Source organism: Curtobacterium sp. L3-7 (genome assembly GCF_048756585.1).
Lineage (GTDB): Bacteria > Actinomycetota > Actinomycetes > Actinomycetales > Microbacteriaceae > Curtobacterium.
Genome location: NZ_CP151474.1, coordinates 1,314,793 through 1,331,458, shown reverse-complemented (window position 1 = coordinate 1,331,458; position 16,666 = coordinate 1,314,793). Strand labels below are relative to the sequence as shown.

Annotated in this window: 18 protein-coding genes; 10 read left to right on the top strand and 8 right to left on the bottom strand. The window is 70.2% G+C overall.

Annotated features, from left to right (window positions below; all coding sequences use genetic code 11):
- Positions 1–119 precede the first annotated feature (119 nt).
- Positions 120–686, top strand: a complete 567-nt coding sequence (locus AAEP80_RS06580; protein ID WP_420366430.1) for a GNAT family N-acetyltransferase — start codon at positions 120–122, stop codon at positions 684–686.
- Positions 687–839: 153 nt separating this feature from the next.
- On the opposite strand, the gene AAEP80_RS06575 is transcribed toward AAEP80_RS06580, so the two are convergent.
- Together AAEP80_RS06575 and AAEP80_RS06570 are read right to left on the bottom strand one after the other, a co-directional pair.
- Positions 840–2,357: a catalase gene (locus tag AAEP80_RS06575; RefSeq protein WP_420366429.1), complete on the bottom strand. Its 1,518-nt coding sequence runs from the start codon at positions 2,355–2,357 to the stop codon at positions 840–842.
- A gap of 110 nt (positions 2,358–2,467) precedes the next feature.
- Positions 2,468–2,911, bottom strand: a complete 444-nt coding sequence (locus AAEP80_RS06570; RefSeq protein ID WP_281267666.1) for a Fur family transcriptional regulator — start codon at positions 2,909–2,911, stop codon at positions 2,468–2,470.
- Positions 2,912–3,079: 168 nt separating this feature from the next.
- Here AAEP80_RS06570 and AAEP80_RS06565 point away from each other — a divergent pair, with 168 nt between their 5' ends.
- The 3 genes from AAEP80_RS06565 (at position 3,080) to AAEP80_RS06555 (ending at position 5,331) form a co-directional block, all read left to right on the top strand.
- The gene (locus AAEP80_RS06565) at positions 3,080–4,006 is read left to right on the top strand and encodes an acyltransferase family protein (protein WP_420366428.1); all 927 of its coding nucleotides are present in this window, start codon (positions 3,080–3,082) and stop codon (positions 4,004–4,006) included.
- 48 nt (positions 4,007–4,054) lie between these two features.
- Complete coding sequence (locus AAEP80_RS06560) at positions 4,055–4,372, top strand: hypothetical protein (RefSeq protein WP_420366427.1); 318 nt, start codon at positions 4,055–4,057, stop codon at positions 4,370–4,372.
- A gap of 143 nt (positions 4,373–4,515) precedes the next feature.
- The gene (locus AAEP80_RS06555; RefSeq protein ID WP_420366852.1) at positions 4,516–5,331 is read left to right on the top strand and encodes a cytochrome c oxidase assembly protein; all 816 of its coding nucleotides are present in this window, start codon (positions 4,516–4,518) and stop codon (positions 5,329–5,331) included.
- Between the two features lie 246 nt (positions 5,332–5,577).
- On the opposite strand, the gene AAEP80_RS06550 is transcribed toward AAEP80_RS06555, so the two are convergent.
- Positions 5,578–7,206 carry a DHA2 family efflux MFS transporter permease subunit gene (locus AAEP80_RS06550; RefSeq protein ID WP_420366426.1) on the bottom strand — a complete coding sequence of 543 codons (1,629 nt, stop codon included), beginning with the start codon at positions 7,204–7,206 and terminating at the stop codon, positions 5,578–5,580.
- Positions 7,203–7,838, bottom strand: a complete 636-nt coding sequence (locus tag AAEP80_RS06545) for a PadR family transcriptional regulator (RefSeq protein ID WP_413602855.1) — start codon at positions 7,836–7,838, stop codon at positions 7,203–7,205. The genes AAEP80_RS06550 and AAEP80_RS06545 overlap by 4 nt, the downstream gene beginning before the upstream one ends.
- A gap of 120 nt (positions 7,839–7,958) precedes the next feature.
- On the opposite strand from AAEP80_RS06545, the gene purS reads away from it, so the two are divergent.
- From purS to AAEP80_RS06525, 4 genes are read left to right on the top strand one after another with little or no spacing between them, the layout of a single operon-like run.
- Complete coding sequence (gene purS / locus AAEP80_RS06540) at positions 7,959–8,228, top strand: phosphoribosylformylglycinamidine synthase subunit PurS (RefSeq protein ID WP_281266893.1); 270 nt, start codon at positions 7,959–7,961, stop codon at positions 8,226–8,228.
- A gap of 5 nt (positions 8,229–8,233) precedes the next feature.
- Positions 8,234–8,929 (top strand): phosphoribosylformylglycinamidine synthase subunit PurQ, encoded by a 696-nt coding sequence (purQ, locus tag AAEP80_RS06535; protein ID WP_281266892.1) that lies wholly within the window; start codon positions 8,234–8,236, stop codon positions 8,927–8,929.
- A 50-nt stretch (positions 8,930–8,979) separates the two neighbouring features.
- Positions 8,980–11,361: a phosphoribosylformylglycinamidine synthase subunit PurL gene (purL, locus tag AAEP80_RS06530; RefSeq protein WP_420366851.1), complete on the top strand. Its 2,382-nt coding sequence runs from the start codon at positions 8,980–8,982 to the stop codon at positions 11,359–11,361.
- A 10-nt stretch (positions 11,362–11,371) separates the two neighbouring features.
- The gene (locus tag AAEP80_RS06525; RefSeq protein ID WP_420366425.1) at positions 11,372–12,310 is read left to right on the top strand and encodes a 2-hydroxyacid dehydrogenase; all 939 of its coding nucleotides are present in this window, start codon (positions 11,372–11,374) and stop codon (positions 12,308–12,310) included.
- A 15-nt stretch (positions 12,311–12,325) separates the two neighbouring features.
- On the opposite strand, the gene AAEP80_RS06520 is transcribed toward AAEP80_RS06525, so the two are convergent.
- Positions 12,326–13,426, bottom strand: coding sequence for a lactonase family protein (locus AAEP80_RS06520; protein ID WP_420366424.1), 1,101 nt, complete (start codon positions 13,424–13,426; stop codon positions 12,326–12,328).
- Entirely contained in the window at positions 13,423–13,728 is a 306-nt protein-coding gene (locus tag AAEP80_RS06515; RefSeq protein WP_413602860.1) for a chorismate mutase, read from the bottom strand. Before AAEP80_RS06515 ends, AAEP80_RS06520 begins: the two co-directional genes overlap by 4 nt.
- A 78-nt stretch (positions 13,729–13,806) precedes the next feature.
- On the opposite strand from AAEP80_RS06515, the gene AAEP80_RS06510 reads away from it, so the two are divergent.
- Positions 13,807–14,211 carry a DUF1304 domain-containing protein gene (locus tag AAEP80_RS06510; protein WP_420366423.1) on the top strand — a complete coding sequence of 135 codons (405 nt, stop codon included), beginning with the start codon at positions 13,807–13,809 and terminating at the stop codon, positions 14,209–14,211.
- 134 nt (positions 14,212–14,345) lie between these two features.
- Here the strand turns inward: AAEP80_RS06510 and AAEP80_RS06505 are convergent, their stop codons facing one another.
- Positions 14,346–15,359, bottom strand: a complete 1,014-nt coding sequence (locus AAEP80_RS06505) for an iron-siderophore ABC transporter substrate-binding protein (RefSeq protein WP_420366422.1) — start codon at positions 15,357–15,359, stop codon at positions 14,346–14,348.
- A gap of 44 nt (positions 15,360–15,403) precedes the next feature.
- Between AAEP80_RS06505 and AAEP80_RS06500 the strand changes: the two genes are divergently transcribed.
- Positions 15,404–16,279, top strand: coding sequence for a shikimate dehydrogenase family protein (locus AAEP80_RS06500; RefSeq protein ID WP_420366421.1), 876 nt, complete (start codon positions 15,404–15,406; stop codon positions 16,277–16,279).
- Here AAEP80_RS06500 and AAEP80_RS06495 read toward each other — a convergent pair.
- The gene (locus AAEP80_RS06495; protein WP_420366420.1) at positions 16,276–16,665 is read right to left on the bottom strand and encodes a YchJ family protein; all 390 of its coding nucleotides are present in this window, start codon (positions 16,663–16,665) and stop codon (positions 16,276–16,278) included. The genes AAEP80_RS06500 and AAEP80_RS06495 overlap by 4 nt on opposite strands.
- Position 16,666 lies beyond the last annotated feature (1 nt).

Below are 16,666 nucleotides of genomic sequence, written 5' to 3'. Positions count from 1 at the left end.
AGCCCCGAGTCTCGGGCTGGGCGACATCTCTCGCACGGATCCCTGCGAGAGATGTCGGTGAGCCCGAGTCTCGGGATCGTACAGCGCCCCGGCCAGACGGTGGCAGGCAGGATGGACCCATGAGTGACGACATCCGATGGGAGGTGGTCGAGGAGAGCACGCTGACGCTCCCCGACCACGAGGCGGTAGCGGCGATGCTGGGGCAGGCGTTCCCGGACTGGTCGCACTGGTACGTGGGCGGCCGGAGCTGGTCCGGCATGCAGCCCGAACGCCGGGTGATCGCACGCGGCACGGACGGGGTCGTCCTGGCACACGTCGGGATCCGCCGGATGTACATCACGGTCGGCGGCGAGGACGTCCTCGTCGGGGACACCGGCCTCGTCGCCGTGGCACCCCGCCTGCAGGGAACGGGTGTCGGCCGCGAACTCATGGAGCGCGCGCACGCCGTCCTCGACGGGCTCCGCGTCCCCTACGGCTTCCTCGGCGCCGGCGAGAACCGCATCCCGTTCTACGCGAAGCTCGGGTGGCACGAGTTCCCCGACGCGGTGGGCACCTTCTCGGCGTTCACCGCCGAGGGTGCCGGCATCTCGAACACCGAGCAGGGCGGCTGGATGGTGCGGCCGGTGGCCGCAGCGCTCGAAGACTGGCCGGCCGGAGACATCTGGCTGAACGGCCAGCAGGTCTAACGGCTCCTGCGCAGCAGGACGACAAGTGCGCACGCGCCCGCGTGTGCACTTGTCGGCAAGGCGCGGAGGTGCTCGAGACGCACCCAACAGACGGACGGGAGGCACGGTGCCAGCTGGCACCGTGCCTCCCGTCCGTCTCGTGGGGACCGGGGACTACGCCTCGACCGCGACCGCCTCCGGGTCCTCGTTGGATCCCGGCGCGCTCGGCACGACCGCGGCCCGCACGCGCGCACCCAGGTCGGCGTCGACGTTGGTCCAGTACTGGAACACCCGCTCGCGCAGGTCGTCGCGCGTCACCTTCGCGACGTGCCCGGCGATGTTGCCGACGAGGCGCTCGCGGGCATCGTCGTCCAGGACCTCACGGACGAGCGTGCCGGCCTGGCCGAAGTCGTCGTCCTCGGGGTGGAGCGTCGCGGCCGCGCGCTGCAGCGTGCCGTCGGACTCCCAGCCGGGGGTCTCGTCGGTGGCATTCGGGTCGGCGTGCGCCCCGCCGAGCGAGTTCGGTGCGTACACCGGGACCTCGGCCTTCTGGAAGTCGAAGCGCATGGCGCCGTCCTTCGAGTACGAGTGCACCTCGTTCTTCGGGGCGTTCACCGGCAGCTGCTGGTAGTTCGTACCGACGCGGTAGCGGTGCGCGTCCGCGTAGCTGAAGATCCGCGCGAGGAGCATCTTGTCCGGGCTCGCGGCGATGCCGGGCACGAAGTTCGACGGCGCGAACGTCGCCTGCTCGATCTGCGCGAAGTAGTTCTCCGGGTTGCGGTTGAGCTCCATCGTGCCGACCTCGATGAGCGGGTAGTCGGCGTGCGGCCACACCTTCGTCACGTCGAACGGGTTGAAGCGGTACGTGGCGGCGTCCTCGTAGGGCATGATCTGCACCTTGAGCGTCCAGCGCGGGTTGTCGCCGCGCTTGATCGCCTCGTACAGGTCGCGGGTGTGGAAGTCCGCGTCCTCACCGGCGATCCGCTCGGAGTCCTCCTGCGTCAGGGTCTTGTGCCCCTGCTCGGAGATGAAGTGGTACTTGATCCAGGAGCGCTCGCCCTCGGCGTTGATCCACTGGAACGTGTGCGAGCCGTAGCCGTTCATCGTGCGCCAGCTCGCCGGCAGACCGCGGTCACCCATCAGCCAGGTCACCTGGTGCGCCGACTCGGGCGACAGCGTCCAGAAGTCCCACTGCATGTCGTGGTTGCGGAGGTTCGTGTGCGGCAGGCGCTTCTGCGAGCGGATGAAGTCCGGGAACTTGATGCCGTCGCGGATGAAGAACACCGGGGTGTTGTTGCCGACGAGGTCGTAGTTGCCCTCTTCGGTGTAGAACTTCAGCGCGAAGCCGCGGGGGTCGCGCCAGGTGTCCGGGGACCCCTGCTCGCCGGCGACGGTCGAGAAGCGTGCGAGCATCTCGGTCTGCTTGCCCGGCTGCAGGAACGCGGCGCGGGTGTACTTGCTCACGTCGTTCGTGACGGTGAAGGTACCGAAGGCGCCGCCGCCCTTCGCGTGGACGACGCGCTCCGGCACACGCTCCCGGTTGAACTGGGCGAGCTTCTCGACCAGGTAGTGGTCGTGCAGCGCGAGGGGGCCGTCAGCGCCGACACCCATGGAGTGCTGGTCGCTCGAGACGGGTGCGCCGCTGTTGGTCGTGGTCGTGGGGGTGACGGTCGGCGTGTTCTCTTCGGACACGGTTCCTCCTTGGTGGAACGGTTGGTTCGGTCAGGGATGCTCGGGTTGTCTGTGGGGCGGGTGGACCGCCTGGCGCGTACTGCGCGCGTCGGGCCGCTCGCGGGTCGGGGTCAGGCCATGACGGTCGTGGCGTCGTCACGCTCGGCCGCTGCGCACCGCTCGCAGATCCCCCAGTAGGTGACCTCTGCGGTGGTGACGGCGAAGCCGTGCGTGTCGGACGGGGTGAGGCACGGTGAGTGCCCGACGGCGCAGTCGACGTCCTCGATCGCGCCGCACATCGTGCACACGATGTGGTGGTGGTTGTCACCGGTGCGCCGCTCGTAGCGCGCAGGGCTGCCCGCCGGCTCGATGCGACGGACGAGTCCGACGCCGGTGAGCGCCGCGAGCACGCCGTAGACCGCCTGGTGGCTGGTCGTGGGCAACTCGGCGGTCAGCGCCGTGACGATGTCGTCCGCGGTGGCGTGCGGCATCGTGGCAGTGGCACGGAGGACCGCGAGTCGCGGCGTCGTGACGCGCAGACCGGCGTCGCGGAGCAGGTCGGCATCGACGTCCATCACGAACCCTTCTTTTGCAGCGATCAAGACAAGGACCACTGTACAACGAGTTCTCGTGGATGGTCACCAGGCTGACACATTCCCGCACCGGAATACGATGTGTCACGGTTTGATCGCGATCAACTGGAACGGGCCTGAGAGTCGCTGATCCGCCGGTAGCGTCCCGGCATGTCCACTCAGCAGGCACAGACCAGCGTGGACGTCCGGGGGATCATCGCGAAGCGTGACCTGGTCGTCGACCTCATCCGGACGGCATGCGTCGTCCTCGTCGTCTTCGTGCACGTCACGATGGTCGGGGTCGCGGCCGACGACGCCGGCATCCGGGTCACGAGCCCGCTCCAGGAACTCGACTGGTACATCGCGGCGACCTGGATCGGCCAGGTGATGCCGCTGTTCTTCGTCGTCGGCGGGTTCGCGAGCGCCGTCGGCTGGCGGAGCACCGTCCAGCGGGGTGGGGGTCCTCGCGACTACGTGGCCACGCGGCTCGTGCGGTTGTTCCGCCCGGCGATCCCGCTCTTCCTCGTGCTGGCGATCGGGCTGGTCACCGCGACACTGCTCGGCACCCCGCGGGATCTGCTGGCGGAGGTCGCGTTCGGCATCGGGTCGCCCCTCTGGTTCCTCGCCGCGTACGGCATCACCCAGTGCTGTGTCCCCCTGATGGCACGGCTGCACGAGCGGGCACCGTGGGCGACGCTCGCCGGACTCCTCGTCCTCGCGGCCGCGGTCGACGGTGTCCGACTGGCCACCGGGGTCGCCGACGTCGGGCTCCTCAACCTGGGCCCTGTGTGGCTCTTCGCCCAGCAACTCGGGTTCCTGTGGGCCGACGGGTGGTTCGCCCGACGCTCGAAGCTGCTGCTGCTCGGCGTCGCCGCTGCCGCCTACGCGGTGCTCGTCCCGATGACCTCGCTCGGACTCTGGGCGCCGGACATGCTGCAGGACCTCAACCCGCCGATGCTGCCGCTGGCGTTCCTGGCGATCGCGCAGGCCTGCCTCGTCCAGCTCGTACACGCGCCCCTCACCCGGCTGATGCGCACCCGGGCGGCGCAGGGCGCCGTCTTCGTGCTCGGGCGCGACGGCATGGCGATCTACCTCTAGCACCTGCCGCTGTTCATCGCGCTGAACGGGATCGCGCTGTTCATCGGCGTGCCGTTCCCCGACCCGGGATCGGCGACGTGGTGGGCGACCCGGGCGATCGCACTCGTCGTGGTGCTCGCCGCCGCACTCGGGGTCGCCAGGGGCCTCCGCCGGTTCGACCGCCCGCTCCCCCGGCTGGTCCCCGGTTCGGACCGCCCCGCGTGGCCGGTGATCGCCCTGGCCGTGCTCTGCACGATCGGACCGGCGTTCGCGGTCATGCAGCTGCACCTGTCGTTCTGGCTCGCTGCCGTCGGCGCGGTGCTGATCCCGATGGGGGTGTGGTGCCTGTCGCGGACGGTCCCCGCCGTCGGGGTCCGGCGTATCTGAACCGGTTCTCACCGCATCCGACCGTCCGTGCCGGACGACCGGGTCGAGGATGATCCTGCAGCGCGATCCGCAGGAGGCACCCCACGCCGTCACCGTCCGAGTTCTGGAGCACCTGGCAGTTCGACCCGTTCGCCGCCGCGCTCATCGTCGTCGCGGCGGTCGCGTACGGCTGGTGGGTCGTCACCGCTCGGCGACGCGGCACACGCTGGCCCTGGTGGCGGACGCTGTCGTTCGTGGCGGCACTGGTCCTGTTCGGCATCCTGCAGTTCGGCATCGTCGGTCAGTACGACCAGACGCTCCGATGGGCCTTCGTCCTGCGGCTGTCGCTGCTGTTCTTCGCGGTCCCGACGTTCGCCGCGTTCGCAGCGCCGCTCACGCTGCTCCGGACGGGAGGCCCGGCTCGCCTCGCCCACGCAGCCTCCGTGGCCATGGGGTCACGTCCGGTGCGCGTGCTCGGCAACGCGATCGTCTCGCCGTTGGTCGCGCTCGCGCTCTTCTGCGTGCTGCTCACCCCGTTGTCCGCGGTGATCCGCACGTCCCCGGCGTGGGCGGTCGCGATCACGGTGCTCGTGCCGATGCTGGGATTCGGCCTGCTGGCACCGCTGTCCGAGGCGGGAGCGCTGCGCTCCTCCACCTTCGTGACGGCGGAGTTCCTGCTGGCGTTCGTGGAGCTCATGCTCGACGCGATCCCGGGCATCGTCATGCGGATCACCGACCACGTGCTCGACCGGGCGACCGTGATGGCATCGGGTCCGGCGTGGTTCCCGTCACCGCTCCGCGACCAGCATCTGGCCGGCGACCTGCTCTGGTTCATCGCGGAGGTCGCCGACATCCCGGTGCTCATCTCGCTGTTCGTGCGGTGGCAGCGCACCGATCGCCGCGAGGCCCGCGCCGTCGACGCGCTCTCCGACGAGGAGATGGACGAACTCACGCGGGCGCACTTGTCGCGGCGGGGCTGAGGTGGCGCGGGCGCTCCCGACGCACCCCTTCCCCTGCCGACTCGGAACGACAACGTCGCTGTCGTACGACAACGACGTTGTCGCAACCCCGCGTGCGCAAGTGTTGCGCACGCGTGGGAGCGACAGAACCGAGGTCGTACGACAGCGATCCTGTCGTTCGGGGTCGGTCGGGAGGGTCTGGCGCGTGCACGCACGCAGGACGGAGCCCCCGACCGCTGGGCGATCGGGGGCTCTCGGTCGTGCGGGTCAGGCGTCGGCGTGACGACCGTGGTGGTCGGTCGAGGCCAGCTCCTCTTCCGGGCTGGTCGGCGCGGGAGCCGCTGCGTGCGAACCGTGCACGGCGACCGGCTCGGCCTCGGCCTCGGGCTGCTTCGCGACCGCACCGGTCTGGGCCCACGCCACGGTCTGCTTCGGCTTGCCGAGGAACAGCGCCGCGACGATCGCGACCACGAGGACCGATGCCGGCAGGATGAGCGACTGGCCCATCGCCTTCGAGAACGGGTCGAGCAGGAACGACGGCAGCGTGCCGACCTGCTGCTCTGCGCCGCCCGCCGACGCCCCGCCCGACTGTGCCGGGAAGTTCGCCGTGATGCGGGCCTCGATCAGTGCGGCGATGCCCGCGGAACCGAGCACCGCGCCGATCTGCCGGGTGGTGTTGTAGACGCCGGAGCCGGCACCGGCCAGGCGCGGCGAGAGGTTGCGCGTCGCGGAGACGGACAGCGGCCCCCACATGCAGGCGTTCGCGATGCCGAGGAGCGCGCTCGGCAGCAGGATGACCTGCCACCCGGCGTTCGCGGCGACGAGTCCGGCGAACCAGAACAGCCCGCCGGAGAAGCACGCGAGACCGAACGCCGCGACCCAGCGCGGGTTCCAGCGGTTCAGGTTCTTGCCGACGAGCGGGGCGAACGCCGCGGAGATCACGGCCATCGGGACCAGGAGCAGTGCCGCCTGGGTCGGGCTGAACTGCTTGACGTCCTGCGCCCACAGCATGAGCGGCAGCGCGAACGAGGAGATCGCGACGCCGACCGCGGTGATGGCGATGTTCGCGAGCGTGAAGTTGCGGTCCTTGAAGAGCCCGAGGGGCAGCAGCGGCTCGGACTTCTGCACGCCCTGCCAGACGACGAAGGCCGCGAGCACGACGATGCCGGCGATGATGAGCGACCAGACCGAGACCGGACCGGTGATGGTGCCCCAGTCGTACGTCTCGCCTTCCTGGATGCCGAAGACGAGCAGGAACATGCCGACCGCGGAGAGCACGATCCCGAGCACGTCGAAGCGGTGCTGGTGTCGGTCGAACGAGGGCACGAGGCGCTGCGCGAGGACGAAGGCCACGACGCCGACGGGGACGTTCACGAAGAAGATCCACTCCCAGCCGAACCCGTCGACGAGCAGTCCGCCCGCGATAGGTCCGACGAGCGAGGCGATCCCGGCGGTCGCACCCCAGAGGCCCATGGCCGCGCCGCGGTTCTGCGGCGGGAACATGCGCGTGATCACGGACATGGTCTGCGGCGTCATCATCGCGGCGCCGAGCCCCTGCACGACGCGGGCGACGATCAGCATCTCGATCGAGCCGGACAGGCCGCACCACAGGCTGGCGAGCGTGAACACGACGAGACCGGTCTGGTAGAGCACCTTCGGGCCGAAGCGGTCGCCCAGTCGGCCGGTGATCAGCAGCGGCACGGCGTAGGCGAGCAGGTACGCGCTCGTCACCCAGATGACGGCGTTGATGTCGGCGTCGAGCTTCGCCGCGATGGTGGGGGTGGCGACGGAGACGATGGTCGAGTCGACGAGGATCATGAAGAACCCGACGACGAGGGCCCAGAGCGCTGGCCAGGGCTTCTTCTCGGTCGTGGGCGGGTTCGTTGCGGTGGTCATGCGGAGGGTTCCTTGCTGTGGGGGGAAGTCGTGTCGTCGGGATGGGCCGGGCCGTCCCAGGGGATGTCACCGCTCGCGATGCGTTCGACGGTGGCGGAGAGCCACTCGATCTGCGCGGTGAGCATGGCATGGACGTACGACACGTCCAGCCAGTAGCGCTCTGCCAGTTCACGTTCGTGGACGCGCGCGAGTGCCGTGTCGATGTCGTCGCGCTCGCGTTGGAGGGCGACGACACGGGCCCGCACGGCATCGACCGCCTCCGGGACCGGGAGGTTCTCGAGCTCGGCGAGCGCGAGGTGGAACTCCGGGTACTCGTCCGCGGGTTCCGCCACCATCTGCCGGAGTGCTTCGGCGAGCGCGGTGCGGCCGGCGTCGGTGATGGCGTACGTGGTGCGCTCTGGTCGGTTGCCCTCGCGCTCGGTCCCGACGGCCTCGGCGTAGCCGAGGTCGGTCAGCCGGCCGACCTGGTGGTAGAGGGTGCCCGGCCGGACCTTCACGTTCCGCTCGTCACCGCGGAAGGTCATGGTCTGGAACATCTCGTAGGGGTGCATCGGCCCCTCGTTGAGGAGTCCGAGCGCGGCGAACGCGAGCGGCGTGAGCGACGGCATCCGAGCCTCCTGTCGGTGTTCCATGCGGACTATTCGACTTGGAATATACGCCTTGGAGGAGTTCTCCACAACCCGGTCCGGTGCGCCGCGCGCGCCGCATAGACTGGTCGGGTCCCACCCGACCCCCCGTGCTGGAGTGAACACGTGCCAACGATCGTCGTCGAGGTCATGCCGAAGGCCGAGATCCTCGACCCCCAGGGCAAGGCGGTGGGCAACGCCCTCGCCCGCCTCGGCAAGAACGACCTCACCAACGTCCGCATCGGCAAGCGATTCGAGGTGACCGTCGACGGCCCCGTCGACGACGCCAAGCTCGCCGAGGTCCGCGAGATCGCGGCCGACATCTTCTCGAACGCCGTGATCGAAGACGTCGTCTCGGTCAGTGTCGCCGAGACCACCGTCGCCGACGCGGAGTGACCTCCATGCGCATCGGTGTCATCACGTTCCCCGGTTCGCTCGACGACCGCGACGCCCAGCGCGCGGTCCGTCTCGCCGGAGCCGACCCCGTCGCGCTCTGGCACGGCGACCACGACCTGCAGGGCGTCGACGCCATCGTGCTCCCCGGCGGGTTCTCGTACGGCGACTACCTCCGTGCCGGCGCGATCGCGGCGAAGGCCCCGATCATGGCCGAGGTCATCGACGCCGCCGGCAAGGGCATGCCAGTGCTCGGCATCTGCAACGGGTTCCAGATGCTCGCAGAGGCCCGCCTGGTCCCCGGCGCGCACACGCGCAACGCGCACCAGCAGTTCATCCGTCGCGACCAGAAGCTCCGCGTCGAGAACGCGGACACCGCGTGGACGTCCGGCTTCGCCGCACAGCAGGAGATCACCATCCCGCTGAAGAACGCCGACGGGCGCTTCGTCGCCGACGCCGACGAGATCAAGCGCATCGAGGACAACGGCCAGGTCGTGTTCCGCTACGTCGGCGTGAACCCGAACGGGTCCATCGACGACATCGCGGGCGTCTCCAACGAGCGTGGCAACGTCGTCGGCCTGATGCCCCACCCCGAGCACGCGACGGAGCCCGGGTTCGGCCCGGACACACCCGCGGCGATGGCCTCCGGCACGGACGGCCTCACCTTCTTCACCTCCGTGATCGAGTCGACGCTCGTCAAGTGACGGCACCGACCGACGTGACCGACTCCACTGCAGCAGGGAACGACAACACCGTGACGACCTTCGTGCGCCCCAAGCCCGACACCGTCCAGGACGCCGCCGCGACGCCGGACAAGGACCAGCCGTACGAGGCCCTCGGGCTCAAGGCGGACGAGTACGCCAAGATCCGCGAGATCCTCGGCCGCCGCCCCACCTCTGGTGAGCTGGCGATGTACTCCGTGATGTGGTCGGAGCACTGCTCGTACAAGTCGAGCAAGAACTACCTCCGGCAGTTCGGCAAGAAGGTCACGCCGGAGATGACCGAGAACCTGATGGTCGGCATGGGCGAGAACGCCGGTGTCGTCGATGTGGGCAACGGCTGGGCGGTGACCTTCAAGGTCGAGTCGCACAACCACCCCTCCTACGTGGAGCCCTACCAGGGCGCCGCCACTGGTGTCGGCGGCATCGTCCGCGACATCATCTCGATGGGTGCCCGTCCGGTCGCCGTGATGGACCAGCTCCGCTTCGGTGCCATCGAGCACGAGGACACGGCGCGCGTCGTGCACGGCGTCGTCGGTGGCATCTCGTTCTACGGCAACTGCCTCGGCCTGCCGAACATCGGCGGCGAGACCTACTTCGACGCCGTGTACCAGGGCAACCCGCTCGTCAACGCCCTCGCGGTCGGCGTCCTCCGGCACGAGGACCTGCACCTCGCCAACGCCTCGGGTGCCGGCAACAAGGTCGTCCTCTTCGGCGCCCGCACCGGTGGCGACGGCATCGGCGGAGCGTCGATCCTCGCCTCCGACACCTTCACCGAGGGCGGCCCGACCAAGCGTCCGGCGGTCCAGGTGGGCGACCCCTTCGCCGAGAAGGTCCTCATCGAGTGCTGCCTCGAGCTGTTCCAGAAGGAGCTCGTCGAGGGCATCCAGGACCTCGGCGCCGCGGGCATCTCGTGCGCCACGTCCGAACTCGCCAGCAACGGCGACGGCGGCATGCACATCTCGCTCGACGACGTCCTGCTCCGCGACCCCACGCTCACGGCAGAGGAGATCCTCATGTCGGAGAGCCAGGAGCGCATGATGGCGGTCGTCACCCCCGAGAAGCTCGACGCCTTCCTGGCGGTCGTGAACAAGTGGGAGGTCGAGACCAGCGTCCTCGGCGAGGTCACCGGCACGGGGCGCCTCGTCATCGACTGGCAGGGCCAGGAGATCGTCAACGTCGACCCGCGCACCGTCGCCGTCGACGGCCCGGTCTACGACCGCCCGGTCGCCTACCCGACGTGGATCGACGCGCTGCAGGCCGACTCGGCGTCCGCGCTCGACCGCCCGGACACCGGCCCCGCGATCAAGGCCCAGTTCCTGCAGCTCCTCGGCTCGCCGAACCTGTCCTCGAAGAACTGGGTCACCAACCAGTACGACACCTACGTGCTGGGCAACACCGCGCTCTCCTTCCCCGACGACGGCGGCATGATCCGCGTCGACGAGGAGACCGGGCTCGGCGTGGCCGTCGCGACGGACGCCAACGGCCGCTACTGCCAGCTCGACCCGAAGCAGGGCGCCCGTCTGGCCCTCGCCGAGGCGTACCGGAACGTCGCGGTCACCGGCGCGGTCCCGGCCGCCGTCACCGACTGCCTGAACTTCGGCTCCCCGGAGAACCCCGAGGTCATGTGGCAGTTCTCCGAGGCGGTGGAGGGCCTGGCGGACGGCTGCATGGAGCTCGGCATCCCGGTCACCGGCGGCAACGTCTCGTTCTACAACCAGACCGGCACCACCCCGATCCACCCGACCCCGGTCGTCGGTGTCCTCGGGGTCATCGACGACGTCGCCAAGCGCGTCCCGTCCGGCTGGCAGGACGACGGCCACAACATCTACCTGCTCGGCACCACGAGCCTCGAGCTCGACGGCTCGGCCTGGGCCGGCACGGTGCACGGACACCTCGGCGGGCGTCCCCCCGCGGTCGACCTCGGCCGCGAGAAGGCCCTCGCCGAGCTGCTCCGCGCCGCCGCGGACGAGCAGCTTCTCACGAGCGCGCACGACCTGGCGGACGGCGGCCTCGGCCAGTCGCTCGCCGAGTCGGTGCTCCGCTTCGGCGTCGGCGCCCGGGTCGTGCTCGACGAGCTCGAGAGTCGTGACGGTGTCGACACCGCGACGGCACTGTTCTCGGAGTCGACCGGTCGTGTCATCGTGACCGTCCGGCGCGAGGACGACGTCCGCTTTCAGGGTCTCTGCAACGGCCGGGGCTTCCCGGTCCTGCGCATCGGCGTGACCGACGGCACCTCCCAGGCGCTCGAGGTCCAGGGCGTGTTCGAGGCTTCCGTGGACGAGCTCCGCGGCACGCACGGCGCGACCCTGCCGACCCGCTTCGGCGACGTGATCGAGGAGACCGTGACCGAGGGCGTCCTGGGCCGCGGCCCGCTGGCGTCCGACGGCACCTTCTCGCCGCGCACCGACGGCTGATCCGCACGCCGTGAGCACCGAGAACGGGAACCGGATCGTCACGCTGCCCTTCGCCGAGCTCGTCGACCGGTTCGGGCCCGTGCCCGACGGCATCGAGCTGGACGTGTGGGACCTCGAAGCGCCGTACCCGCGCGCGGACGAGGTCGCCATCACGTTCCTGCCGTTCTACTTCCGGGGACGGCACCGGTGGCAGTACGTCCACGACCTGCCGAACCTCGAACTGCTGCAGCTCCCGAGCGCCGGGTACGAGCACGCCGTGCCGCACGTGCCCGGCCACGCCCTGCTGGCGAACGGTCGCGGGATCCACGACGACGAGACGGCAGAGCTCGCCGTCGGCCTGGCGCTGACGTCACTGCGGGAGATCGGGCAGTTCCAGTTCGACCGCGCGAACGGCGTCTGGGATGCCCGGCAGACGCGGTCGTTGGCGGATCGACGCGTGACGGTCGTCGGCTACGGCGCCATCGGCAGCGCGATCGCGACCCGGTTCGAGGCGTTCAAGACCGACGTCACGGTGGTCGCCCGTACCGCCCGCGAGCAGGACGGCCGGCAGGTGCACGCCTTCGGCGAACTGCCGGAGATCGCCAGGACGACCGACCTCCTCGTGCTCATCGCCCCGCTCACCGACGAGACCGAACGGCTCGTCGACGCCGACCTGCTCGCGGCGCTGCCGGACGGTGCGCTCGTGGTCAACGTCGCACGGGGCAAGGTCGTCGACACCGACGCGCTGGTCGCGGAGCTCGCGAGCGGTCGCCTGTCCGCCGGACTCGACGTCACCGACCCCGAGCCGCTCCCCGAGGGGCACGCACTCTGGACGACGCCGAACACGGTCCTGACGCCGCACGTCGGTGGCAACACGGACCTCAGCGTGCCGCGGTCGATCGAGCTCATGCGCCGACAGGTGGCAGCACTGGCCGAGGGCCGCACGTTCGAGAACCTCATCGAGGTCTGAAGCGCGGAGCGAGCGCTACAGGGGGACGATGCAGGCGGGGCTGCCGACGGCGATCTGACCGGCGGGCTCCCCCACCACGCCGTCGTCGCCGACGGGCAGGACGGCGATCGCGTCGGACATCTGGTTGGCGACGAGCAGGTACCCGGGCACCAGGGCGAAGTGTCGCGGCCAGACCCCGCCGCAGGACCCTGATCCCACGACGGACAGGCCGCCGTCCGCCGCGGACAGCGTGACGATCAGGTCACGCCCGCGGACGGCGACGAACACGAGACCGGCCTCGTCGACCTCGATGTGGCTGAGGAGCGACTCCCCCACGGCCCCCTCGAACGTCGGGGCCGATGCGATCACCCGGAACGACCCGGACTCGTCACGGCGCAGGCGGTGCACCCTGCCGTCGAGCTCGCCGGCGATGATGAGGTCGCCGTCGTACCAGGCCATGTGGCGCGGTCCGACGCCGGGCGCCACGTGGTGCACCCGCACCAGATCCAGCGACAGCGACGCAGACGACGACCCGGCCGAAGCCCCAGGGGCCCCCACCCGGAACTCGTGCAGGGCGTCCCCGCCGAGATCAGCGACGAGCAACGTGCCGTCGGGCGTCGCGACCGACTGGTGGGCGTGCGGCCCCTCCTGCCGGTCCTCGACGGGCCCCGTGACGTCCGGCAGCACCGCGGTCACGACGGCATCGGACGGCACCACGACGGTGTCACCGGCCCCGTGCACCGCCGTCCCGACGACCCCGTCGCTCGCGAGCACGGACGCGGCGAGCGACTCGGCCGCGGCCAGGGACACCGCGGTCACGGTGCCGGAGACGTAGTTCGTGACGACGAGCGCGCCGGACGGGTCGACCCGCACGTGGCACGGAGCGTCACCACCGGACGGCGCGTCCCAGAGGTGCTCGAGCGCGCTGCCGGTGCGACGGAACGCACTGACGGACCCGTCGGCGGTCTCGGACACGGCGTAGACACGGTCACCCGAGACGGCGAGGAAGGACGGGTCGTCGAGCACGGCGACGGTCGACGCCGCCCCGGACTCGACGAACGAGATCCCGGTCGCGGTCCCGCCCCCTGTTGCCGTGTACGAGCCGACGAGCAGCGGCGGGAGGGCGGGCAGCGTCACGCTTCTTCCTCGGCGATCTGCTCGTGGTGGTGGATGACCTCGGCCACGATGAAGTTCAGGAACTTCTCCGCGAAGGCCGGGTCGAGGTGCGACTCCGCAGCGAGCGACCGCAGGCGTGCGACCTGGATCTGCTCGCGCGCCGGGTCGGCCGGCGGCATGCCGGCGCTGGCCTTGAGGTACCCGACGCGCTGCGTGTACTTGAAGCGCTCGGCGAGCATGTGGATGACGGCGGCGTCGATGTTGTCGATGCTCTGCCGGATGCTCTGCAGTTCAGCCACGGCCGCTTCGTCGTACTCGCTCATGTCCAGAGCCTAACGGCCGGACCCTGGCCACCAGGTGTCGGTTACGTCGGGAGCGCGAAGCCTGGGACAATGGAGTCCATGTCGGTGCTCCTCGTCATCTCGAGTGTGTTCGCAGTCCTCGCCGGGCTGGTGCACGTGTACATCTTCTTCCTCGAGTCGGTGGCGTGGACCAGCCCCCGCGTGCGGAAGATCTTCGGCATCGCGTCCGACTCCGAGGCCCGGGCGACCAGGTCCCTCGCGTTCAACCAGGGCTTCTACAACCTGTTCCTGGCGATCGGCGCGATCCTCGGTGTCGTCTTCGCGTTCACGGGCAACGGCGCGACGGGCTGGACGCTCATCGTGTTCGCGACCGCGAGCATGCTCGGCGCCGCGGTGGTCCTCGTCGGTACCGGCCGCCGCTACCTCAACTCCGCGTTCGTGCAGGGGGCCTTCCCACTCATCGCCCTGCTCTTCGCGTTCCTCGGCTCGATGTTCGTCAGCTGATCCGAGCAGCGCCAGGAGCGCAGCACCGGTCCGGCAGACCGCGGGCCGCAACGCACTGGAGGCCCGACTCGCCACGTGCAGACCGCATGCGGTTCTGCAGATGGTGAGTCGGGCCTCCAGTCGGTTCGGCGGCGTCAGCCCAGCTTGGACTCGAACTGGTCCGGCAGGCGCTTGAGCGCCCACTCGATCGCTGCGGTGGTCCCCATCGAGAACGCCGACGACACGCCCTTGTCGTCGAAGACGATGTAGTGACCGGCCTCGACCGACGGCACCTTCTGGAACAGCGGGTCGGACTCGGCAGCGGAGGCCTCGACGTAGATCGGCAGGATCACGGTCAGGTCGGCGTCGAGCAGGTCGAGGTTCTCGTTCGACAGGTGCACCGAGAACTCCTTGCCGGCTTCCTTGTCGATGCGGGACGGGATCGTGAAGCCGAGCTCCTGCATGAACTGCGCGCGGCTGTCGGCCGAGGCGTAGGCGCCGAAGCCCTCGGACGTGTACGCACCGATGACCGCGGTCTTGCCCGCGAAGTCCGGGTGGGCCTTGCGCGCGGCGGCGTAGGCGGAGTCGACGCCGGCGAGCAGCTTCTTCCCCTCGGCCTCCTTGCCGAGCGCCTTCGCGATCATCGTGGTCTGCTGCTTCGTCGACGCCAGGTAGTTCGACGCACCCTTCGGGATCGCGACGGTCGGCGCGATCGCGGACAGCTTGTCGTACCGGTCCTTGTCACCGGAGGACTTCACGTCGAGGATCACGTCCGGCTTGAGCTTGAGGATGTCCTCGTAGCTCGGCTCGAGCGTGTTGATGATCTTCGGGGACTTGTCGTACGCACCCTTGAGCCACGGCCCGACACCGTCGCCACCGAACGCCAGCCAGTCGCTCGCGCCGACGGGCTGCACCCCGAGTTCGAGCGCCGTCTCCGCGTCACCCCAGCCGAGGGCGACGACGCGCTTCGGCTGGGACTTGATCGTCGTCGTGCCGAGCCCGGTCGTGATCGACACCGGGAAGGCGCCGTCGCCGGACGAAGCGGAGGAGGACGAGTCGGACGGGCTGCCGCCAGCGCATCCGGCGAGGACGAGCGAGGCGGCCACGACGGCACCGGCCGCGGCGAGCACGCGACGGAAGCGCTGCTTGGGGAGGGAGGATCGGATCACGAAGGTAAGGCTACCCTAATACCGGGCGACACTAGGCTGGCGATGTGGCTCTCTCGTTCCCCGACCCCGCCCGTACGCACCTCGACGTGCTCGGCTCGCCGATCGCGCACTCCCTCTCGCCCACGTTGCACACAGCGGCCTACGACGTGCTCGGGGTGCCGTTCACGTACGGGAGGCACGAGGTCGCCTCGGGCGGACTGGACGCGTTCGTCGCGGGACTGGGGCCGGAGCAGCGCGGGCTCAGCCTGACGATGCCGCTGAAGCGCGAAGTCCTGCCGATGCTCGATCGCACGACGGCGCTCGTCGACGAGCTCGGGGTGGCGAACACCCTGGCGTTCCGGGACGAGGGCGGCCGGGTCGTCCGCGCGGGTGCGAACACCGACGTCGAGGGGATCGTCCGCCCGGTCGAGGCGCTCGGGCACGTCCCCGGCGAGGCCACGATCCTCGGCGGCGGTGCCACCGCTGCGAGTGCGCTCACCGCGTCGTTGCGACTCGGCGCCCGGCTCGTCCGGGTGTTCCTCCGCGACACGACGAAGGCGCGGGATCTCGTGGGCCTCGCCACGCGACTCGGCGTCTCGCTCGAGGTCCATCACCTGGCGGACCTCGAGCAAGCGGGGCCGCTCGGCTTCGTCGTGTCGACACTCCCGGGTGGTGCCGCGGATTCGTTGCCGCTCGTGCCGTCCGGCCCCGATGCGCTGCTGTTCGACGTGGCGTACGAGCCGTGGCCGACCGCTGCCGCGTCGCGCTGGGAGGCAGTAGGTGGTCGCGTGCTGAACGGCCTCGACATGCTGACCGAACAGGCCATCGGTCAGATCCGGTTCTTCCTGACCGGGGACGAGGACGAGCTCCTGCCGTCCGAGGCACTCGTCCGGCGTGCGATGCGCGTGTCCGTCGGCCTGCCGGAGACGATCGGGGCTTAGCCCGCGGCGACCACGCCGTCCACGTAGAACCAGCGGCCCTGCTCACGGACGAAGTCGCTCGTCTCCTCGAGCGTGCCACGCCCGGTGTCGGTCCGCCACCACGCGCGGAACGTGACCTGTCCCCGGGAGTCGAACGGGCCTCCGTCCCGGGTCGACAGGATGTCGAGCCGTGTCCACCGCTGGTCCTCGTCGGGCTCGAGCGATGCCGGACGCGTGCTCGGGTGCCACGACAGCAGCAGGTACTCCGGCAGCACGAGCGCGAAGGCGGAGAAGCGCGAGCGCGTGAGCCGCTCGGCCGTCGGCGCTGCGGCACCCGCGTGCAGGGATCCGCAGCACTCGCCGTACGGGTTACCGCTCAGGCACGGGCAGCGCGAGGGCGCGTCCATG